This window comes from Koromonas humicola, from assembly GCF_059726255.1.
The window spans coordinates 1,233,057-1,254,423 of sequence record NZ_AP040873.1 but is presented as its reverse complement, the minus strand read 5'-3'; the positions used below and the strand labels follow the sequence as shown (position 1 = coordinate 1,254,423).

The following is a 21,367-nucleotide window of genomic DNA, read 5'->3' as shown; positions in this document are numbered from 1 at the left end:
GGGAGCAGCAACCGACACCGACACGGAGAGTTCCACGGGGCAAGTTAGCAGTCATTTCGCCTGTGCGGAAGTAACTGATAGGAGACATCGCCCCCAATAACCTGCCGTTCAACTGCGTCCTGGCGTTTAGACAAGAGTATCACCCGGTTCGCGCTCCGCGAACCCTCCAACTCTGGAACTTTTCGACCGCTTCGATCATTACTTTATATGCGAATCACGCGGAACGACTCATACGCTGGCACCCGGGTCGGGGCCGGGGTCAGAAGACTCTCCGACAACGGATTGTTCATTGCGAGCAATGGCTTTCTTTATCAACTCAATCAACAGCGCGATCCTGAAGGGCTTCTCAATGAATAAAGCACCGGTGCGCTTCTGCACCTCGATAGCATAAGGATCGCTGACGTTTCCGGTAATAAAGAGGAAGCAGGGAGCCAATTTCGGACGATTCTGCAGAACCCAGTCGTAGATCTCGGCGCCTCCGACACCGCCCGGCATCTTCAGATCGGAGACCACGGCCGCAAACGTTCGCTGGCCCAGCAAACCCAGTGCTTCCGCGCCGGAAGATGCCGGCACGATACTCAATCCCCCACGCTCAAGCGCTGCTTTTAGAAACGCGAGCAGGATGTCTTCATCTTCGACCACCAGTACTGGCAAGGATTCGGTCATAGGTTTCGCCATTTATTACGATCGGTCGTGGTCGACGCGGGAGGCCTACTGCGTCGCTGGTAACAACCCGGAGTAACCATGCCGCTCTGTGAGCAATCAGCTCTCTGGTGAACTTTGAATCGTACCCACAAGGGTACACATGCTCTGGGGGAGATTGGTGATCAGAGTAGGACCAGTCGCTTGTAGAGTCAAGCTTCTTCATAACTTAGAGACAATCGGATGTTACTTAAGGAATGTGTAACAACTCTCCGTTGGTCATTTCTTGGGTGAAATCTCCCCAAATCCTGTCCGACGATGCGGCGTTCAGCGTGGAAACTTTTGTTCTAGCCCCTTTTGCCCCTTTCGTAATGAATCAAAGATTGCTATCAATGAGAGAAGCACACATCTGGATACCCGGGCTTCGGCGTGAAGGTTCAATGCCCACGCGTAAGTCTTGGTTTGTCCTACATCCCCGCGTCGGATCCGAATCTGGACCAATGTGGAGAGTTCGACTAGTTACTTGCGAACTTGTTGGCAGGAAGTCATGGTTCTAAGCAGCACTGAACTCATAAAGATGCAAACCCGGCGAACCTAAGGGAGATTTCGGCGTGAATAGCGGCAAATGGCAAGGAACTCCCCGGCTCTGGAGGCGATTTGGCATGAAGATCCGTAATAAGCTGCTCCTGCATTTTGCGATTTTGCTCGGAGCTTTGGGCATTGGCTTCTTAATCAGCATTTTCACGATGTTCCGTTCGCAAGCGGCCCAAAAAGACCTTCGCGACTTCACCACCATGGCAAACGCAACCGAAGCAGTTCGCCAGCAGATGATGGACAATCGCGTCATTCTGAGCAGCTATCTCCTGACCGGCGCTGGGACAGAACTAGATCGTCTTCACAAGGGCACACAGAAGACCTTCGACCTGTTGCGAGACGCACAGTCGAAGGTTACGAACGAAAACCAGCGAGCTGGATTGAGCCGAATTGAGGCTCTCGAGCGCGACTGGTCCGGCAATTTCGCTGACAGGTTTGTAAGGGAACATCAGGAAGTCGATAGCGGGAAAATGACCGCAACTGATCTGCTAGGCGACTACACAAATGCCGACCCGACAGAACAGCTAAGGCACATGAATGATGTTTTCAACGAGGTTCAGTCGGCGAACCAGCGCGAACTTGACCAGTTACGCACCACCCAAGAACATGCCTCGACCATGATTATCGTGGTCAGCATCTTGGGTGCGATTGCGGGACTCGCACTTGGCATCTTCATTGCCCTTCGCACTGCGAAGTCCATCACTGATCCGCTTGAGCACCTGATCATGGTGGCTCGCGAGGTCGGCGACAAGGGCGATCTGAACCAGGAGATTGACATCCACAGCGAAGACGAGCTGGGGACACTGGCCCAGACCTTCCGCAACATGGTCGTTTACTTCAAGGAAATGGCATCGGTGTCGCAGGCGATTGCGGGTGGCGATCTTTCGGTAGAAGTCACGCCGCGCTCAGATCGTGACACTCTGGCGCTCGCGTTCTCGCAGATGACGAATGGATTGCGTTCGCTGGTGAGCTCAGTTCGCGATGCAGCGGCTCAGGTGGCCGCTGGATCGAACCAGGTCGCGGATGCTTCTGAAGACTCCGCCAAGATTAATGTGCAGTCGTCTTCTGCCATCGATGAAGTCACAAGCACGATGCACGAGATGAGCATCAACGTGCAGAACATGGTGAAGAACACGCAAATGCAGGCATCGAGCGTGAGCGAAACCTCTGCCTCGATCGACCAAATGGTCGCCAGCATTCAGCGCGTGGCCGACACAGCCAAGGTGCTGCTCGACATCTCCAATCGCTCGCGTGACGAAGTGCAGAGCGGTATCGGCACCATGCAGAAGACGACCGAAGGACTGAATCGCATCAATGGTTCGATCGGCTCTTCGGCGGCGATCATCACCACTCTTGGCGACCGCGTGGACAACATCGGGAAGATCATTGAAGTGATCGATGACATTTCCGAGCAGACGAACCTGCTCGCACTCAACGCCGCCATCGAAGCAGCACGCGCTGGCGAACATGGCCTGGGCTTCGCCGTCGTCGCCGATGAGGTTCGCAAGCTGGCAGAAAAGTCCGCTACCTCGACAAAGGAAATCAGCGAACTCATCAGCAGCATCCAGAGTGAGGCCCGCAAAGCAGTTGAGAACATGGACAAGAGCACGTCCATCGTCAACGAAGGTCTGGACCTGGGCAATGATCTGAGCCTCGCGCTTCGCAAGATCTCTAATGTGGTGACCGAGGTGTTCAAGTTCGCGCAGGAAATCGGTGCCGCAACGAATGAGCAGTCGCATGGATCTTCGCAGATTGCCAAGGCAACAACCCGCCTGAACGAAATCACACACGAAATCACCTCCTCCGTCGAGGAGCAGGCAGGCGGAGCTCAGGCAGTGGTCCGCGCCATGGAGCGCATGCGCGAAATGGTACAGCAGTCCACATCGAGTTCGACTGAACTTGCGGCTTCTTCGGAACAGATGTCGAAGATGGCCCGCTCGCTGCTCGAATCCATGGATCGCTTCGTGCTGGAAGAGCACCTGCAGCAGGAAGCACGAAAGCTGAACGGAGCGAAGTATGCCATCGCGGGAGCAAGCCACTAAGGCACGGAGACTCGAATGCTGAAGATTCAACAGATCGTTGGGTTTCGAGTAGGAAGAGAGAACTTCGGTGTGCCGATCAGCATTGTGCACGAGATTGTGCCAATGATGGACATCACCGTCGTGCCAGATTCGCCGATTTATATCGAGGGCGTCATCAACCTTCGAGGGAAGATCATCCCCGTTGTGGATTTGAGGAAGCGCTTCGCCGAGCCTGCGGTACCGCACAAGCGCAACCGCATTCTTGTGGCGGAGCTAGATGGTCACCTGGTCGGACTGGTAGTGGATGCCGCTAATGAAGTGTTGAAGATTAACCCTGAGCTCATTGAGCCAGCTCCAAATATCTTCGAACAAGGCGAAGTGAACTACGTGACAGGAGTCGGAAAGCTTGATGGCAAGCTGGTGATCCTGATCGACCTTGCAAAAATCATGCAGAAAGGCGAACTGCGACGGCTCTCTGACATTGCGGAAGCCGCTGACCCGATTCCGCAGTCATAGTAGGACACACACGAATGTCGTCTTTAATACCAGTTGCTTTCAGCGAAGCCGAACTTAAGTTGCTGCAGACCCTGATCTATCAGGAATGCGGCATGTACTTTGACGACCGTCGCGCACACTTCTTGCAGGACCGCCTGCAACGACGTTTGCGCACCTGCAATGTCAGTTCTTTTTACGACTACTATCGCTTGCTGACGAGCCCGCAGGGGCGAGTAGAACTCTCTGCCCTGCTGGAAAACCTGACGGTAAACGAGACCAGCTTTTTCCGCAATCGGCCACAACTGGACCTGTTCCAGAAGACCGTTTTGGAAGACTTGCTTCATCGCAAGCAGGCACGGCGCGATTGGACCCTCCGCATCTGGAGCGCAGGATGCTCTACCGGCCAGGAGCCGTACACGCTGGCAATGATGGTTGCCGATGCACTGGCTTACTACTATTTACGCAATCCGCTGCCGTTTGAAATGCCTAGCCCGAAGCCGCTGATCCCGCCGCCTTGGAAGGTGGAGATCATTGCTTCGGACATCAACTACTCGGTGCTCCGAGCCGGGCAGGAAGGCATTTACATGGAGCATCACATGGAGTCCGTGGACTACACCTATCGCCTGCGTTATTTCGATAAGGTCGGACCCCAGCGGTATGCGATTAAGCCCGCGGTCAAGGAACTGGTTCACTTCGACTTCCACAACCTGAAAACTGAGTTCCTTCCGCAGCGCAATGACTTCATTTTCTGCCGCAACGTGATGATCTATTTCGACGAGGCGGAGCAGAAACGGTTAATTCAGAAGTTCTGGCGTTGCTTGAACTCAGATGGGTTCCTGTTTGTTGGACACGCCGAGAGCCTGTTTGGTTTGACTGATCAGTTTCAGATGATTCACCAGAACAACGGCACGGCATACAGCAAGATCGAGGCATAAACGTGGGCATCTTTTCTGACGATCGCGCAAATGAGCTACGGAATTTGTTTTTCGATAGTTCGCAGGAGATTCTCCAGGCCCTCATCGAAGAGGCACTGTTGCTTGAGAAGTCCCCGCGCGATGCCGAAATCGTTCGCAATCTCCGTCGCAGCGTTCATACGCTGAAGGGAGACTCCGCCGCATGCGGCTACAAGGAGTTGAGCGAACTGGCCCATGCCGTCGAAGATGTGCTGACACCCGAGGTTGCTGCCCGCGATGGCGAAGCCCTCGCGCAATTAGTACTAGTCTCGGCCGACTCGTTTGACAATCTGCTTTCGGCATATCGCAATGATCTGCAGGCTCCGTCGACTCAGCCCGTGTATGAACTCATCGAGGGATTGAAAAATCCTCAGCCCAAGGTTGAGTTCGCTCCCAAGTTCAACTGGACAGAGTACGAGCAGCTCCTGATTTCGAAGAACGGCGTACGTGGGCAGCAGGTTTATAACATCGCGCTAGCGATTGATCCCGCTTGTCCTATGCGTGCGGCCGCAGTGCAACTGGTGCGCAACGTATTACAGGAAGTTGGAACCATTCTCGTGATGCGTCCGGACGAAAATGCAAAAGAGATTCCGGACGTGATCGAGGTAGCCCTGGCCAGCCATCATGAAGTGGATTGGGTGGAGCGCAAAAGCAAGATTCCAACTGTAGTTTCAAAGGTATTTGTGGCGCCAGCGGCTGCAACCGCTGAACAATCATTGCAGGGAGAGACGGCAGTTGCCGAACAGGTTGCCGAGTCACCAGCGCCCGCGCCCGTACAAGAATCGCCAGCTTCGCAAGAGAGCTCTGATGAGACGAAGTTGCCAACTCCGCCCCGCACGCAAAGAGAAAAAGATAAGGCCCGGGCAGTGCAGGCAGTTCGCCAAGCGATGGAGCGTCCCAAGGCGCGCGAGGAGCGGATTCCTGCTGCAACCGAGAACGTCATTCGAGTTGAAGCAGAGCGGGTCGATGTGGTGCTGGATTTAGTAGGCGAACTGATCATCGCGAAGAGCATGATGCAGGATCTCCTCTCGGAAATGCATCGCACATTCGGAAACACTCCGTTGCGCACGAGGACTGCTGACATCCTGACTTTCCAGTCGCAGATTCTGAACAAGCTGCAACGAGCGGTAATGAAGATCCGCATGGTGCCCGTCGAGCAGATGTTCCGCAGAATGCCCCGAATTGTCCGCGACACGGCAAAAGCAACAGGCCGCGAAGTCAATATCGTCCTCGAGGGCGAGAACACTGATCTGGACAAGAGCATTCTCGACGCACTAGCCGAGCCAATGATGCATCTGCTGCGCAACGCCGTGGATCACGGTATTGAGCCCCCACTTGAGCGCGCCGCGGCAGGCAAATCGCCAGAAGGCACCATTCGGCTGAATGCTTATCACCAGGGAAATCAGGTAGTTCTCGAAGTGAGCGATGACGGCGCAGGCATCAACCTGCCCAAGGTTGTCGAAAAGGCGATTTCTCGCGGTATTGTTACGCCCGAGCAGGCCTCGCGCATGAGCGACGGCGAAGCCTTAGACCTGATCTTCCACGCAGGACTGAGCACAGCTACCGAGGTCACAGAGGTTAGTGGACGTGGCATCGGCATGGACGTGGTAAAGGCCGTAATGGATCGCCTGAAAGGGACGATCAGCGTCCGCAGCGTGCCCGGCGAAGGTACAACCTTCCTGCTGAAGGTACCGCTGACGCTCGCGATCATTAAGGCGCTGCTCTTCCGGGTGTCGGAAAAACTCTACGCCGTGCCGTTGGGCAACGTCCTGAACATTCTGCGGGCGAAAGAGAGCGAAGTTCATTTCGTCGATGGGCAGGAAGTGCTGCAGATTCACGAGGAAATCGTGCCGTTGATTCGCCTGAGCCGGATGCATCCGGGAGGCGAACGCAAGCCCAAGCTCTTCGTCATCGTGGTAAGCCTAGGCGATCGCAAGGTGGGATTTGTCGTTGATCGGCTCATCGGTGAACAGGAACTGGTGATCAAGGCCTTGGACGAAAGCATGGTTAGCACGTCCCTGATCAGCGGAGCCAGCATCCTCGGCGACGGACGGGTAGTTCTGATTCTGAGTATCTCGGACGTGGTGGAGAAGTTCGGCCGATCGTACAGCCGCACCAAGGCTGAACAACAAGAAGTGGGGGTGAGGCAATGACGCCCGCCAAGAGAATGATTCGCGTGCTGGTGGTGGACGACTCGGCCCTCATGCGCAAACTGATTCCGCAACTGATTGAGCGCGACAGTTCCATTCACGTGGTTGGTACCGCAATGGATGGTGCCTTTGCCCTGAAGAAGATTGAGGAACTGAAGCCAGACGCAATCACGTTGGATCTGGAGATGCCGCGAATGGACGGCATCGAAACTTTGCGACAGATCATGCGTCAGCAACAGGTCCCGGTAGTTGTGGTGAGCGCTCATACACGCGAGGGTGCAAGCGCAACATTCAAAGCACTGCACATGGGCGCATTTGACTTCGTGGCGAAACCGGAGAACGTGCTATCCGAGGGGATGAACGAGATCGCGTCGGAGCTGATCGTGAAGATCAAAGCCGCTGTGAACAGTCCCCTGCGGACTACGCCGACTCCTGCTGGTGTGGTGCCACAGCAAAAGCCAAAACGCGACAATGTGGTCATCCCGGCATCGAAGTTGGTGGCTATCGGAATCTCTACAGGCGGCCCGAATTCACTGGAATACCTGCTCAGCCATCTGCCTGCGGACTTCCCTGCAGCGATTGCAGTAGTGCAGCACATGCCGGCAGGATTTACCGATACGTTCGCAAGAAGGCTGAACGAATCGACGCTGCTCGAAGTGAAAGAGGCGCAATCTGGCGATCTTTTAACAGCCGGTCGTGTGCTAATCTGCCCGGGAGATCGGCATATGAGGATCCGCCGGATGCCGCTGGGCGACGTTGTGGTGCTCTCGGACGACGAAAAGGTTAACGGCCATCGACCTTCCGTAGATGTTCTGTTCGACTCCGTAGCTACGGAGTTTGGAGCAGATGCGGTCGGGGTCTTGATGACAGGAATGGGCGAAGACGGCGCCGAAGGACTTGGAAAGATAAAGAAAACCGGTGCACTGACGATTGCGCAAGACGAGGACTCGTCGATTGTTTTCGGCATGCCTCGGGCAGCAATCGAGCGTGGCCATGCAAGCCGCGTCGTTTCGCTTGAAGCAATGGCAAACACACTGATCGTGCATTGCGGCCATCATCGCGCGATGCCGACTAAGGAACAGTATCCAGTCCGCACAGCCGGACAGATCTGAGGAAACTATGGAGCAATTCCCCGCTCTGCTGCGTGCTACCGATCGCCACCCCGTCCGCTACCTTGTAGTGGATGACTCGGTTTTTGCGCGTAAGAACCTTGCGCGCATCATCGAAACCTATGGAGGAGAACTGGCTGGCGAGGCCGGCGACGGCTGCACGGCAATTACGGAATACGACCGTACCCGCGCCGACATCGTGCTGATGGATATCACCATGCCGCAGATGGAAGGCATTGAAGCCGCCGAGCGCATCGTGCGCCAGCATCCGGATGCCCGGATCATCATGGTGTCGAGCGTCGGGTACCAGGAAAACATTGTCGCAGCGCTGCAAAAGGGCGCGCGCCACTTTGTGCAGAAGCCAGTCAAGCCCGAGCTGCTGTACGAAGTGATCAAGTACGTTCTAGGCGACGCCGTGGTTACGGCCTCAACGGCGGGAGCAGGAGATTAGTCGATGAGAATGGAGTTGATCCAACCATTCATCAATGCCGCCGACGCGGTGCTCTCGCAGACGCTTGCGTCCTCGATTACAGTGTCGGACATTTCGATGGATGAAGAGGCTTACCATCGCCGAGCCAACGCCGCCTTGGTCGAAATTACGGGGGACATTGAAGGGCGCGTCATCTTCGACGTGGAAGACAGCACGGCGATGAAGGTCGCATGCACCATCGCTGGAATGGAGATGGAGAGCGATCCCCAACTGATTCGTGAAACTGTGGCGGAGTTGGCAAATCTTGTGATCGGCAATGCCGTCACGACTCTCAACGACCAGGGATTCCGGTTCAAGGTGCATCCCCCAGCCGAATACAACGGCGAACAGGGCTTCCGCGGCTCGGAAGACATGGAGGCGTTGGTGATGGACTTTGCCTCACCCGCCGGAAGCGTGTTTATGAACGTGGCGATCCGCTATAACCGTCGCCGCCGCGCCGATCAGAGTAGCTAGCGCGCAACTTTCAAAGCAAACAAAAAGGCGAACCCCATCGGGTTCGCCTTTTTGTGGATCCACAGCCTTTAACTACGACCGAGCAGTAGGACCGGAATCATAGCCGGGCAATTTCTCTGTCCGTCATAGATGCCCGTATCCGGGTTCCCAGAATCGCAATACGTGACCACGGTCGGAGCCGGAACTGTACCGATGTAGGTGTTTATCGGCGTCGTGCCGTTAGCGGCTGCTGCAACCACTGCCGTGCCGTTGTACAGGTTCGGGTAGGTTGCCGTAGTCGTGGGATTTACGTCGCCGTCGTAATAGTAATAAGTGGTCGTGGTGGTAGTGGCCGCGTATGCCTTCGAGAGGTAAGCCGAATCGCCCTGACGGGATACGGCGACGTAGCTCACGACCGGAGTCGTGGTCTCAACCAAGACATTGTGAGCCACACCCTTGGAGTCGTTGAACGACTTTGTAACAGAGCGGTGAACACCCACGGTGATGGTCGATGTCGCGTTCAGCGTTATACCGCCGGTGGCCAGCTTGCTCGCATTGATGGCGACGATTCTGTCTGTTCCGCTCAGTCCCACGTAAGCCTGAGTTCCATCACGCAACAGTGCGATATTGGTCGGGTTAGCGCCCGTCGACAGCGACGTGAGCCAAGTCAGCGTGCCAGGATTGGTGGCGTCAAACACGCTCACTGTTCCGTTGGCATGTAACAGCCAGATGTGGTTGTACTGCAGATTCTGGGTAGTGTCGTTGTACTGGACGTCCTGCGCGATGTCGATGGGATCGGCGTCGCACAAGGTGCCGCAAACAACCGTAGTAGACGTCGTGGGATTCGCAGTCGAAATCGTCTGGCTCACGGTCTCCGTCTGTCCGTCGATGATGGAGATGGAGCGCCCGCCACGGTTGAGTACGTATACGTAAAGACCATCGGCGCTCTGGGCAGCCTTGATGGGCGTTGCACCGACAGAAATAGTGTTGGTGACCTTGTACTTCGAGGCGCTGACGACGTACACACTGCCGTTACTGTCGAGAACGAAGACCTTGCTCTGATCCTTGTAAATCCATGCGTAAACCGGCGTCGGCCCAACGCACACGGTGGCTTTCACCAGGTTGGAGGATTGCGCGATGGAACTGATCGAACCTGAATTGGGGCAGGTCGCATTGTGCCCCGAATTGATGACCCAGTCTTGCGTGTAGGTGCTACCGAAGTATTGGAAGGTCATCCCGATGGGCTTGGAGCCAGGCTCAAGCGTGATCGTCGTGGTGTTGGCCGCGAAACCTGCAGTCGAACTATTGAGCAGGACCTGCGTCACCGAGTCGCTGTCCGTGTTGGCGGAGTAAACGGTCGTACGGTTAGCGTCAAAGGCGATGGATGACGCCACGTTGCCCATCTGCTTGTTACCGGCGTTCGTGTCACCACTAACGTTGATGTTAGTGAGCACGCTGTTTCCGCCATCGGTCTGGTTCAGGACAACTTCTGTTTCAGCGCCTGAGGGATTAGCGGTCGTGACAGGGTTGGGTACCGCAACGGGCCGATAGGTCTCGCCGCAGCCAATCTCAATAATGGTGATTGCCAAAAGGACGGCCGCACACGCGGCATTCCGTAGAACTTTCATTCGCACTCCGCCCCTGCCGATGATGATTCATCTGCTCTGTTCGGGTGCGTCCATTGTAAAGGAAGCACGAGGCTTAGGGCGAGTCAGTTCTCGCACACGCAAGGCCGGATATTTGTTCCGGGAAATACGACATGGCCTATGCAGCACGCCCGCGCTTGGGCTTGGCTTTTCCTGGCGCCTTTTTGGGGACTCCAGCGGCAATTTCCTCGACTTGCGAAGCTCTCTGCGCTTCTTCGGCCACTTCGGACGACTTCTTCCCTTCCATGCGCGCCAAGCTTTGCTTCAAAGCATCCATCAGATCAACTACAGGGGCCATTTTTGCGGGGCGCTCGACGCCGGAAACGTCTTTACCTTCGAGGCGGGCATCGATGAGCTTGCGCAAGTTCTCCTCATAGGTATCGTGGAAGCGCTCGGGTTCGAACTTATCGGCCAAAGCATCGATGAGTTGGTGCGCAACTTTCAGCTCCGCCTCTTTGATTTCGACCGATTCAGTGCCGAAGCTTTCCATCGTGCGAACCTCATCCGCGTAGTACATCGTGTGGAGAGCGAGACCTTCCTTGAACGGGCGAAGGAATACCGTGTATTCGCGGTTGTGCATGGTGAGCTGCGCCAGAGCCATGTATCCGCTGTCGCGCATGGCTCGAGCAAGCAGCGCATATGGGCGTTTACCGGCCTCTTCCGCAGCAACGTAATAGCTCGATTCGAAATAGATGGGGTCCACATCCTCGGCCTTTACGAATTGGACGATTTCCATGGCCTTGGCCGTTTTCGGTTCGATTTTCTTCAGTTCTTCAGGCTCGATCACTACATACTCGCCTTTGCGATACTCGTAGCCTTTAACAATTTCACTGCGCTCGACAACTCGCTCTTCCTGCGGGCACCAGAGCTGCTGTTTAATCCGGGAAAGGTCCGGCTTGTGCAGCATATGGAAGGAGATACGGCTTCCGCGAGCTCCGCTGTAGAGCCGTACCGGCAACGAAATCAAGCCAAAGGTCAAATAACCGGACCAGACCGAAGACGCCATTTTCTTGCCTCCATCAAGAACTTCTCTGTCGTGGGTGCCCGTTCTTGAATCGAATCTGATAGGATGCGCTCTCAGGCAGGCCCGGAGGCCAGCAAGGTCGAGGACTGTCTGTCGCACGACTTCAGAGTACGATTGAATCGCGCATGAATGTTCTCTATAGCTGGCAGGCCGCCATGCCCCAAGTGGTCGCCGCCGTCGGGATTTGTGTTGCTTTCGGATTTTTAGCTTGGGGAATAAGGGCGGTAACCGCCGGCGCGGCACTGACCGGAGTGATTATCAGCGCCGTCATTTGCCTCGCTGCAGGACCAGCGTCCCTAGCGCCGATCATCGTCGTATTTTTCCTCGCAGTTGTTAGCACTCGAATTGGTCACCGAAAAAAAGAACGGTATGGAACGGCGGAAGATCGTTTTGGTCGTAGCGCATTGCAGATATTGGCCAACGTCGGTGTGGCCGGAATCTGCGCAGCTCCCCTGCTGTTAACAGCTCATGCCAGGTACATCCTTCTCGCAGGAGCTTCGGCCGCTCTGGCCGAGGCAGCGGGAGATACGGTCAGTAGCGAATTGGGACAAGCCTTTGGAACCAGGCCACTTCTTATCACGACCCTGCGTCCGGTGTGTCCTGGAGAAAACGGTGGAGTCACCATCATCGGCACGATCTGGGCGATTGTGGCCGTCGCGATAGTCTGTATTGCGTGCTTGTGGGCAAATCTGCTTGTACCGGCTTATTTCTGGACGGCGTTCAGTGCGGCATTCTTCGGGACAATCGTAGACAGCCTGCTGGGGGCGACCTTGGAGCGCCCCGGGCGTCTCGGGAATAATGCGGTGAACTTCACCAGTACCGCATTCTCAGCCGCTCTGACCATTGGCGTTTTATTCGTTCATCGCTGGTTCTAGCGACATTGAAGCCCAAAAAGAAAAGCCGGAGCGAATGGCTCCGGCCGCATGCTTTTGAGTGCTACTGCTTTTCTGGCCGAATAAACTCCCACTTGCCACGGCCACAAAGATTCTTGCACTTAGGAAGCGTTTCGCCCGCTTTGAACTGTGCCGGTGTCTTACACACGCTGCACCAGTAGATTCCCGTCTGCGGAGCTGTGCTCCCAGGTTCGTTAGCCATTCCAAATCCTCCGATGTGAGTACTTTGATCGTATCAAAGCAACCGGACGGCTACCAGCGAAACACGTGCAATCTCCATAACGTGTAGCTTGCAGCTTCGCGCATGACATTCATGGTACGGGCCTGCGTGGTTACAGTCGTTTCGAGCTTTCGAGGCGAAACATACACTATGAAGCCCTGCGCCTCGAGTAACCGCTTGATTCGGAAAAGATGATAAGGATCGCTAACCGCAATGCAGGAAAGCATGTTGTTCGCGCGCATGATATTGGAAATGCGCTCGGCACTTTCCGCGCTGTTGTCGCTTTGCGTTTCCGCGATCAGATGGCGATCACCGATCCCGCGCTCAATCAGGTAATCGCGACCAACGGAGCCTTCGGTGAACCGTTGCTCTCCCCCGCTGCCGCCGGTTGTTATTACGATGGGTGCGAGTTTGCGCTGGTACAGTTCGAAGGCGTGATCGAGGCGTGCGCGATATACGGGTGAGGGTTTGCCGAAATACTCAGCGGCGCCGAAAACGACTATAGCATCCGCCGGGCGCGCTTCATCGCGCCCAGACTGTTGCACGACCTGAACGCACGCCCAGGCGAAGTAACAGGCATAGGCGACGAGCAGTGCCAATATGACTCTTCCCGGCCTCAACCATCTCCGGAGCCCACCAACCTTCATTGATCGCCTAGCACATCCTCAATCGCAGATTGCGCGATGGCACCCTCACGCAGAAGTGACCATTTCCCATCGGGAAGTGTGAGGTCCACGATCGTAGTGGCAACAGAGCGCGGTGTCGTTCCGCCATCCACCAGTAGCTGCACTCGGTCGCCCATCTGTTCCACAACGGCCAAGGCGGTCGTGCACTCCGATTCACCAGCCAGATTGGCCGAAGTCGCCGTGACCGGACATTTAAGCGCCCGCACGACAGCTAACGCCACCGCAGAGTCCGGCATACGGACGGCAATGTTGCCGGAGTTTGCAGTCACCTTCAGCGGCAAGCGCGAGGCGGCGCGGACGATGATCGTCAGCGGTCCAGGCCAGAACTTTTCTGCCAGCAGATAAAAATCATCGGGCAAGTTGGCGGCCATCTCGTCCGCCTGCTCAACGCTTTCGATCAGCAGAGAAAGAGGCTTGTGGCGACCGCGCTCTTTGATTTCATATACCCGCTCCACGGCGTGGAGGTTGTAAGGATCGACGGCCAGACCGTAGAACGTGTCCGTCGGCATTCCGACGACACTTCCCTGGCGAATTCTGTCGGCCACATAGTTGACCAGCGACGGCTCAGGTTCTGCTGCGTGAACGCGAATAATTTCCGGGCGCACCCGATCTACCTCATCTGTAAGGCTCGAAACCAGCGAACCTTAACACAAGTTGAAATCAACGTACAAGGTTAACTCAACAACTCTCCGCGCGGGAGGAGTGTGTGCGGGAGGTTATGATGTCCATGCCACCGCTACTCCAGCATTCTACATTGTCCACGCTCTGGCTCAGGAGAAGAACATGACTGAAGCATCGTTTCACCCGCGGAATGAACGCCTGCGCCCTATCAGCAGCCGCCAAAACGCGCTTGTAAAGGAACTGCGCAAGACTTTTTCGCAGGCTACACCGACGGACGAAGGTGCAGTAGCGATCGAGGGGGTGAAGCTGGTGGAGGAGGCAATTCGCAGCGGATTGCGGCTGAGCGCCGTTTTCTTCTCGGAATCAGCCCGCGAGCGCGCTCATCGTTTGCTGCCCCAGATCGGGCATACGGTCGAGACGATTCTACTGCCAGACGATATTTTTCATAGCGCAGTGGCGAGCGAAACTCCGCAGGGGGTAGCGGCGCTGGTATATCCGCTCACGGCCGAACTGCGGGATCTATTTCGGACGCAGAATCCGCTGATTCTTGGCTGCGCCGGGCTTCAGGATCCCGGAAATCTGGGCACCATTCTCCGCAGTGCGGAAGCCTTCGGCGCTAGCGGTGTGCTTACGACCGAGGGAACCGTGTCCGCCGCGAATCCTAAGGTGGCGCGAGCGTCGGCTGGCTCTGTCTTCAGGTTGCCCTGCGTGAAAACTGCGACCGTAGAGGCCCTTCAAGCTCTGCAAGAGAATGGTGTGCGGCTGGCCGTGACTTCCTCTCATAACGGTCGTGCGGTGCAGGAAGTGGATCTGACGGTCCCAACGGCGATCTTCATCGGCAGCGAAGGTCAAGGAGTGCCTCGGTCTTTGATCGAGGCGGCAGACGAGGCCATTCTGATTCCACACTCTCCGAAAGTGGAAAGCCTGAATGCAGGCATCGCGGCAAGCATTCTGCTGTATGAGGCACGGCGCCAGAGAGGCTGAGCCAAGAGCCTGTTTCCGCCGGTCTCATTGCCAGGCAACGCCGGGCCCTCATCCCCCGCTCTATCTACGAGCGCCAGCCCGTCTAAATCAATTCAGGGGGATGTTCATGAAGAAGGCATGCTCACTGCTCATGATGCCAGCTTTGTTGTGCGGTCTGGCATTTGCGCAATACGAGCCGCGAGACGCCCGGGATGAGCACAGGGGCAGAGCGGCAGACGAGAGAATCACGCACGGTCCGGTGGTGGAATCCATGGGTTCAACTTGGGCGACGGTGGCCTGGTCGACAAACACGGGAGGAAGCTCGATTGTGCGCTACGGAACAGAGCCCAACCGCCTGGATCAGACGGCGGAATCACCCTATGCTGTGGATAAAGGACAACCTGGCGAAACACATCGCGTAAAGATAGATCACCTGCGGCCGGGAACAACTTACTACTACAGCGTGGATTCGGGGCAAGGTCAGGGAACGGGAACTGAAGCTCGCAGCCATGTTGAACGTTTCACAACCCATCGTTAGGGAACAAGCAGGCGGCCGCAGCGGGATTGCGGCCGCTACTCCTGCTCGCGCATTCTCTGCTTTTTGGCTTTGATCGCGGAGAGGCGGTCGCGAATTCTCTTCTCCACGCCCTCTTCGGTGGGGTGGTACCACTGACGGCCTTTGAGGTTTTCGGGCAGACATTCCATGTCTGTCACCTTCTCCTCGAAATCATGAGCGTACTTGTATCCTGCACTGTAGCCCAAGTCTTTCATGAGGCGCGTCGGAGCATTCCGCAAGTGCAACGGCACGGGGTCTGAAGCGGTCTCTTCCACATCACGCTTCACCGCCCCGTACGCCACATACAGAGCATTCGATTTGGGCGCAATGGCCAGATACACAGCCGCATGCGCCAGTGCCAGTCCACCTTCTGGCATGCCCAGGAAGTCGATTGCATCCCGCGCGGCAATGCATATTTCAAGTGCGTGCGGATCGGCGAGAGATATGTCTTCCACAGCCATTCGTACGATGCGACGTGCAAGATACAGCGGATCTTCGCCACTCTCGAGCATGCGAACAAGCCAATACAGTGTCGCGTCAGGATCGCTGTTGCGTACCGACTTGTGCAGGGCCGAGATGAGGTTATAGTGCTCCTCGCCTGCCTTGTCATAGCGAAGAACACGGCGCTGTAGCGCATCCTCAACCTGTGGCGGAGTTATTGTCCCGCCGCTCGCGCCTCCTGCGGCCTCAACCGCCAGGGTCGAGGCGACCTCGAGCACGTTGTAGGCAGAGCGCGCATCTCCGCTCGAATAGGCGGCCACTCTTGCAAGCGCCGCAGGATCGGCAGTGAGTTTCAGTAGGCCCAAGCCGCGTTCTTCGTCTTTCAGAGCACGCTGCATAAGCTCAACCAATTGCTCTTCCGTGAGCGGATTGAGCGTGTAAACACGCGAGCGCGAGAGCAGAGCCGAGTTCACTTCGAACGATGGGTTCTCCGTCGTAGCACCGATCAGACGAATGTTGCCCCGCTCCACGTGGGGCAAAAAGGCGTCCTGCTGGGCACGGTTGAAGCGATGAATCTCGTCGATGAAGACGATCGTGCGCGTACCGTATTGGCGCGCTCGCTCAGCTTCCATCATTACCTGCTTGATCTCTTTAATGCCGGACATCACGGCTGAGAATTCCACGAACTCAGCCTGGGTTCGGCGGGCGATGATTTTGGCCAGAGTCGTCTTCCCTACTCCCGGCGGCCCCCAAAAGAGAATGGAGCCAATGTCGTCGCGATCAATCTGCACACGAAGCGGCTTCCCCGGGCCGAGGATGTGCTCCTGCCCGACAAACTCGTCGAGATCGCGTGGACGCATGCGGTCCGCCAGCGGACGACTGTGGTCAGAGGCTTCGTTCAGTGGATTGGCAAACAGACTCATTGCAGCAAGCGTAACACTAGAGAGCAAGGTTTCAACGTTTCAAGGTTGAAAGGTTCAAGGTTGAAGCCAGCGTCAGTTGCTGAAATTTCTGACGCACACAAAGCAAAACCCTCAGCCGAAGCCGAGGGCCTTAACCTTGAAACTTTGAAACTTTGAAACCTTTGAAACATTGATACCTGACTAATTCTTTGCTCTTGCCGTCTTCTCATCACCGGCGACCTTGCCATCGCGAATATGGATGATGCGATGAGAGAACTCGGCGATATCGTGTTCGTGCGTGACGAGGACGATGGTGTTTCCTTGCTCATACAGATCATCGAACAACGCCATGATTTCATTGCCGGTCTTCGTGTCCAAGTTGCCCGTGGGTTCGTCGGCCAGAATGATGGAAGGCTTGTTGACCAGCGCGCGCGCGATTGCGACACGCTGACGCTGACCTCCGGAAAGCTCGTTGGGCTTGTGGTTCATACGCTCGCCCATACCAACGCTGACCAGCACCTGCCGCGCGCGTTCAAGACGCTCCTCTGAGGGAATGCCTGCGTAGATGAGCGGCAACTCCACGTTGTGCAGAGCCGAAGCACGCGCCAACAGGTTAAACGTCTGGAACACGAATCCAATTTCTTTGTTACGGATTCGCGCCAGTTCATCGTCATCGAGTTCGCTGACCAAGTGTCCATTGAGCCAATACGTGCCCTTGGTCGGCGTATCGAGACAGCCGATAAGGTTCATCAGTGTTGACTTGCCCGAACCTGAGGGGCCCATGATCGCAACATATTCATTGCGATGGATGGAGATATCTACGCCGCTGAGCGCATTCACTTGTTGCTCGCTGCCCATGTCGTAGGTCTTCCACAAATCCTGCGTGCAGATGACGCAGTTAGCCGGTGGGGCTTTCAGTTCCTGGCCAATTCCTGCGGTTTGCGTTGCCATCATGTCTCCCTGAGATGCTTGGCTGTTACGATTTCGACTCGTCCTTGCTGGGCGCGCTGTTATCAATCTTCACGGTGCTCTCAGGCTTGATAGTGCGCAGAACCTTGTAGCTTCCGGTCACGATCTCGTCGCCTTCTTTGAGCCCGTCCAAAACTTCGATGTCAGTCGTACCAGTAATGCCTGTCTGCACTTGCACGAACTGGGCCTTGCCGTTGCGAATAACGAATACGCCTTGAAGCTCTTCTTTCTTGGCTTTCGCCTCTTCAGGCTTTTCGGCAGCCTGAACCGCGTTCTTGTCCTTGCCCTTCTTCTTTGGAATCAGGTCGCCGCGCTGGCGAATGGTAAGGGCCTGAATCGGGATCGATAGCACGCCGGACTTGCTGGCAGTAGTGATCTTCGCAGTCGAAGACAGGCCAGGACGTAGATTCTCCGGCACCTCAGTCAAAGTCACAACCACCTTGAAGTCTTTTGCCTCCTGCGTGCTGCCAGTGGACTGCGACGTCGCAACACCGGTCGATCGCAGCAAGGCGTTATTGCCAATCTCGGTGACCGTGCCCTTGAACTTCTTTTTCGGGATCGCGTCAATGCTGACTTCGGCGGGTTGACCGAGCTTCACGTTGACGATGTCTGTCTCGTCGACCTTAACTTCGGCCGTGATCACCGACGTATCGGCCAGCGTCATCAGAGTCGATCCCGGCGAGTTCTGAATACCGACAACCACGGTCTCGCCTTCGCGCACAGGAAGGTTCGTCACCACGCCATCAAAAGGAGCGCGGTACTCGGTCTTGCTCAGCACGTCTGTGTTGTGGACCAGAGTGGCTTTCTGTACGGCGATACGACGCTTGTAAGCTTCGGCTGCAGCTTTGGACTGCGCAATCCGGGCTTTGGCCTGACTCAATCCGGCAAGTGAAGCCTCATAGGCGTTCTTGGAGGCGTCGTAGTCCTTTTTGGCGATCAACTGATCTTTATAGAGCCCCTCAGCGCGCTTCCAGTCATACGCCTTCTGCTCCAGGTCAGCCTTGGCACGATCCAGATCGGCAACATTGGTATTCAGTTGCTCGATACCGGCGGTGTAGTCGGCTTCTGCTGCTGTGAGGGACGCGCGGGTGGCGTTCACGTCAGCTTCAGATTGGACGTTTTCCAATTGCGCCAACAACTGGCCCTTTTTGACGTGGTCGCCTTCTTTGACGTACAAGTGCACGATCTTGCCGAAGGCATTCGCTCCGACGTTTACGAACGTTTTAGGCCGGATCTCGCCCGAGGCAGTGACCTGTGACGTCAGGTCCTGTCGGGTAACTTTTCCGGTCTGAACCTGAACCACACCTTTGCGGCTCTGCTGGATGCTGAAGAAGATGACTGCAGCAACCACCACCACACCTAAGAGAGCGAGCGATACTTTCTTCCAGGTTTTCATCAGTCCTCATTAGCCCGGCTGAACCCGGGATTACAACTGCGCAAGATCGGCAACTCCAGGATTACTCACGCCTGTTGCTTCATACGATCAGTGTCGCTTGAAAGTTCCAAAAACAAAATTGCTGCGCACAAATGATTTCGTTCAGCATCGCACAATCGCGCGATGCGATACAGCTTTTTGGGTGGGAAGTCTTGCGGGTTGATTGTAACTCTCCGCAGTGGGCCTCGATGCTCGCATATCATACTTTGCCATGATTTGCTTCTCGAATCGTGATTTGCTGAGCAAAGTTTATCCTTCCTTGCCTTGCATCCCGCGAAAACTTACAATTCCTTGCAGCCCGAAACAAGCTCAGGAGCGAGACTGTCCCATGCGGTTCTTTTCCGTTCGTAAATTTTCTTTGCTCATAGCGGCATCCGCTATGCTGGCCACCCCCGTTTTGGCACAGGATTCGGCCACTAGCAAGGACGAAGGCACGTCCTTAAAGGATTTTAAAGCCGGTAAAAAGAAGGACGTCCCGGAAAAGAAAGAGCTTACTCCCGAGGAAAGAAAAGAACGCCTTCGCAGCTTCAAACGCGAGGTCGGCAAGACTTACCAGAATTGGCTTGACCAGGATGTGCGCTACATCATCACGTCGGAAGAAGAACAGGCGTTCAAGATGCTGGGCACCGATGAAGAACGTGACGAATTCATCGAACAGTTCTGGCTTCGTCGCGATCCGACGCCCGATACGCAGGAAAACGAATTCCGCGAAGAGCATTACCGCCGAATTCAGTACGCAAACGAGCACTTCCCTGCCGGAATTCCGGGATGGAAGACAGATCGCGGTCGCATGTACATCGTTTGGGGTGCACCAGACGAAATCGAATCGCATCCTTCGGGCGGCACCTATCAGCGCGAAAACTCAGAGGGTGGCGGCACGACCTCTACATTCCCATTTGAACGTTGGCGCTATCGCTACCTTGAGGGAATCGGCAACGAAGTCATCATCGAGTTTGTGGACAGCTGCATGTGCGGCGACTACCACATCTCGATCGATCCGAACGAAAAGGACGCCCTGCTACATACTCCAGGGGGCGGCCCGACCTTGGCCGAGCAAATGGGACGGGGTGACCGCTCGTCTCGCATGATGGGCATCCCTGGTGGCTCCAACCCGGATGGCATGCAAGGCAATGGCTCCAAGCAGTTTGACGCCCTCGAGCGCTACGCCAAGCTGAACACGCCTCCTCCGATCAAGTTCAAGGATCTGGAAGAGAAGGTCAACACCAAGATTCGTTACAACCTGATGCCGTTTGACATGCGATCGGACTTCGTGAAAATCACGGCAGACACCGTGCTGGTACCGATCACGATTCAGATCAAAACGAAGGATCTGACCTTCGTACAGAAGGAAGGCATTCAGCGCGCTGCAGCAAACATCTTTGGACGCATCACCACCCTTTCCGGACGTGTCGCTTCGACCTTTGAAGACACTGTCGGCGTCGATGAACCGAACGAGCTGCTGGAAAAAGCCCTGCAAACGAGCCAGATCTACTGGAAAGCAGTTCCGTTGAAGCCGGGCATGTACAAGATCGACCTCGCGGTAAAGGACGTGAACGGCGATCGTGTAGGCACTCTGGTTCGGTCGATTCGGGTTCCGGAATTTGATGACGAGAAGCTCGCCAATTCATCATTGATTCTGGCCGACGTGATGGAGCGCGTTCCCGCCAAGAGCATTGGTTCCGGGAACTTCATCATTGGAGACACCAAGGTCCGTCCGCGCCTCGATGCAGCCGACGGCAAACCTGCCATATTCAAACGTAACCAGAAGCTGAATATCTGGATGCAGGTCTATAACTTGCAGCAGGATCAGCAAATCAAGAAGACCAAGGCAACGATCAGCTACGACATCGTGAACATTCAGACCAACAAGTCTGTACTGCACGCCGATGAACCTTCGGCAGCCTACGGCAATACCGGAGAGCAGATCACGATCGAGAAATCCATGCCGCTGGCCAACCTTGAACCCGGTTTGTACACTCTGAAAGTCACAGTAAACGACGAGGTTACGAAACAAACGGTCAATCCTTCGGCCCGCTTCCAAGTCGAATAGGATAGAATGTTTGCTGGATGATTGGCGGGCCGCGACGGCGCCGCCAATCTCTATTGACCTGAGGGTGGAGTTGTT

20 protein-coding genes are annotated in these 21,367 nt (G+C 55.7%); 11 read left to right on the top strand and 9 right to left on the bottom strand.

The genetic code is table 11. The features are described 5' to 3' along the window. Window positions 1-228: 228 nt before the first annotated feature. Complete coding sequence (locus tag AC6IZD_RS05440; RefSeq protein WP_497786670.1) at window positions 229-666, bottom strand: response regulator; 438 nt, start codon at window positions 664-666, stop codon at window positions 229-231. A gap of 638 nt (window positions 667-1,304) precedes the next feature. Between AC6IZD_RS05440 and AC6IZD_RS05435 the strand changes: the two genes are divergently transcribed. Genes AC6IZD_RS05435 through AC6IZD_RS05405 form a run of 7 tightly spaced genes read left to right on the top strand, consistent with a single transcriptional unit; the run spans window position 1,305 to window position 8,907 of the window. Then, window positions 1,305-3,278: a methyl-accepting chemotaxis protein gene (locus tag AC6IZD_RS05435; RefSeq protein WP_497786669.1), complete on the top strand. Its 1,974-nt coding sequence runs from the start codon at window positions 1,305-1,307 to the stop codon at window positions 3,276-3,278. 15 nt (window positions 3,279-3,293) lie between these two features. Next, window positions 3,294-3,773, top strand: a complete 480-nt coding sequence (locus tag AC6IZD_RS05430) for a chemotaxis protein CheW (protein ID WP_497786668.1) — start codon at window positions 3,294-3,296, stop codon at window positions 3,771-3,773. A 14-nt stretch (window positions 3,774-3,787) separates the two neighbouring features. Next, window positions 3,788-4,687, top strand: coding sequence for a CheR family methyltransferase (locus AC6IZD_RS05425; RefSeq protein WP_497786667.1), 900 nt, complete (start codon window positions 3,788-3,790; stop codon window positions 4,685-4,687). 2 nt (window positions 4,688-4,689) lie between these two features. Further along, complete coding sequence (locus tag AC6IZD_RS05420; RefSeq protein WP_497786666.1) at window positions 4,690-6,858, top strand: chemotaxis protein CheA; 2,169 nt, start codon at window positions 4,690-4,692, stop codon at window positions 6,856-6,858. Beyond that, window positions 6,855-7,967: a protein-glutamate methylesterase/protein-glutamine glutaminase gene (locus AC6IZD_RS05415; protein WP_497786665.1), complete on the top strand. Its 1,113-nt coding sequence runs from the start codon at window positions 6,855-6,857 to the stop codon at window positions 7,965-7,967. Before AC6IZD_RS05420 ends, AC6IZD_RS05415 begins: the two co-directional genes overlap by 4 nt. Window positions 7,968-7,974: 7 nt before the next feature. Continuing rightward, window positions 7,975-8,415 carry a response regulator gene (locus tag AC6IZD_RS05410; protein ID WP_497786664.1) on the top strand — a complete coding sequence of 147 codons (441 nt, stop codon included), beginning with the start codon at window positions 7,975-7,977 and terminating at the stop codon, window positions 8,413-8,415. Window positions 8,416-8,424: 9 nt separating this feature from the next. Beyond that, a complete protein-coding gene (locus AC6IZD_RS05405; protein WP_497786663.1) occupies window positions 8,425-8,907 on the top strand; it encodes a chemotaxis protein CheX in 483 nt (160 codons plus the stop codon). Window positions 8,908-8,975: 68 nt separating this feature from the next. On the opposite strand, the gene AC6IZD_RS05400 is transcribed toward AC6IZD_RS05405, so the two are convergent. Continuing rightward, on the bottom strand, window positions 8,976-10,514 hold the full coding sequence (locus tag AC6IZD_RS05400) for a YncE family protein (protein ID WP_497786662.1): 1,539 nt from the start codon (window positions 10,512-10,514) through the stop codon (window positions 8,976-8,978). Window positions 10,515-10,650: 136 nt separating this feature from the next. Further along, a complete protein-coding gene (gene ku, locus AC6IZD_RS05395; RefSeq protein ID WP_497786661.1) occupies window positions 10,651-11,538 on the bottom strand; it encodes a non-homologous end joining protein Ku in 888 nt (295 codons plus the stop codon). Window positions 11,539-11,681: 143 nt separating this feature from the next. Here ku and AC6IZD_RS05390 point away from each other — a divergent pair, with 143 nt between their 5' ends. Then, a complete protein-coding gene (locus AC6IZD_RS05390) occupies window positions 11,682-12,431 on the top strand; it encodes a DUF92 domain-containing protein (RefSeq protein WP_497786660.1) in 750 nt (249 codons plus the stop codon). 61 nt (window positions 12,432-12,492) lie between these two features. Here AC6IZD_RS05390 and AC6IZD_RS05385 read toward each other — a convergent pair whose 3' ends face one another. Genes AC6IZD_RS05385 through AC6IZD_RS05375 form a run of 3 tightly spaced genes read right to left on the bottom strand, consistent with a single transcriptional unit; the run spans window position 12,493 to window position 13,960 of the window. Then, window positions 12,493-12,651, bottom strand: a complete 159-nt coding sequence (locus AC6IZD_RS05385; protein ID WP_497786659.1) for a hypothetical protein — start codon at window positions 12,649-12,651, stop codon at window positions 12,493-12,495. Window positions 12,652-12,701: 50 nt separating this feature from the next. Next, the gene (locus AC6IZD_RS05380) at window positions 12,702-13,268 is read right to left on the bottom strand and encodes a YdcF family protein (RefSeq protein WP_497786658.1); all 567 of its coding nucleotides are present in this window, start codon (window positions 13,266-13,268) and stop codon (window positions 12,702-12,704) included. Between the two features lie 44 nt (window positions 13,269-13,312). Next, window positions 13,313-13,960: an L-threonylcarbamoyladenylate synthase gene (locus AC6IZD_RS05375; RefSeq protein WP_497786657.1), complete on the bottom strand. Its 648-nt coding sequence runs from the start codon at window positions 13,958-13,960 to the stop codon at window positions 13,313-13,315. A gap of 178 nt (window positions 13,961-14,138) precedes the next feature. Between AC6IZD_RS05375 and AC6IZD_RS05370 the strand changes: the two genes are divergently transcribed. Together AC6IZD_RS05370 and AC6IZD_RS05365 are read left to right on the top strand one after the other, a co-directional pair. Next, window positions 14,139-14,960 (top strand): TrmH family RNA methyltransferase, encoded by an 822-nt coding sequence (locus AC6IZD_RS05370; RefSeq protein WP_497786656.1) that lies wholly within the window; start codon window positions 14,139-14,141, stop codon window positions 14,958-14,960. A 106-nt stretch (window positions 14,961-15,066) separates the two neighbouring features. Beyond that, complete coding sequence (locus tag AC6IZD_RS05365) at window positions 15,067-15,477, top strand: fibronectin type III domain-containing protein (protein ID WP_497786655.1); 411 nt, start codon at window positions 15,067-15,069, stop codon at window positions 15,475-15,477. Window positions 15,478-15,512: 35 nt separating this feature from the next. On the opposite strand, the gene AC6IZD_RS05360 is transcribed toward AC6IZD_RS05365, so the two are convergent. From AC6IZD_RS05360 to AC6IZD_RS05350, 3 genes are all read right to left on the bottom strand, one after another. After that, on the bottom strand, window positions 15,513-16,859 hold the full coding sequence (locus AC6IZD_RS05360; RefSeq protein ID WP_497786654.1) for a replication-associated recombination protein A: 1,347 nt from the start codon (window positions 16,857-16,859) through the stop codon (window positions 15,513-15,515). Window positions 16,860-17,039: 180 nt separating this feature from the next. Next, window positions 17,040-17,789, bottom strand: a complete 750-nt coding sequence (locus AC6IZD_RS05355) for an ABC transporter ATP-binding protein (protein WP_497787561.1) — start codon at window positions 17,787-17,789, stop codon at window positions 17,040-17,042. 25 nt (window positions 17,790-17,814) lie between these two features. Beyond that, window positions 17,815-19,203 carry an efflux RND transporter periplasmic adaptor subunit gene (locus tag AC6IZD_RS05350; RefSeq protein ID WP_497786653.1) on the bottom strand — a complete coding sequence of 463 codons (1,389 nt, stop codon included), beginning with the start codon at window positions 19,201-19,203 and terminating at the stop codon, window positions 17,815-17,817. 418 nt (window positions 19,204-19,621) lie between these two features. Here AC6IZD_RS05350 and AC6IZD_RS05345 point away from each other — a divergent pair, with 418 nt between their 5' ends. Next, window positions 19,622-21,292 (top strand): GWxTD domain-containing protein, encoded by a 1,671-nt coding sequence (locus AC6IZD_RS05345; protein WP_497786652.1) that lies wholly within the window; start codon window positions 19,622-19,624, stop codon window positions 21,290-21,292. The last annotated feature ends 75 nt before the right edge of the window (window positions 21,293-21,367 follow it).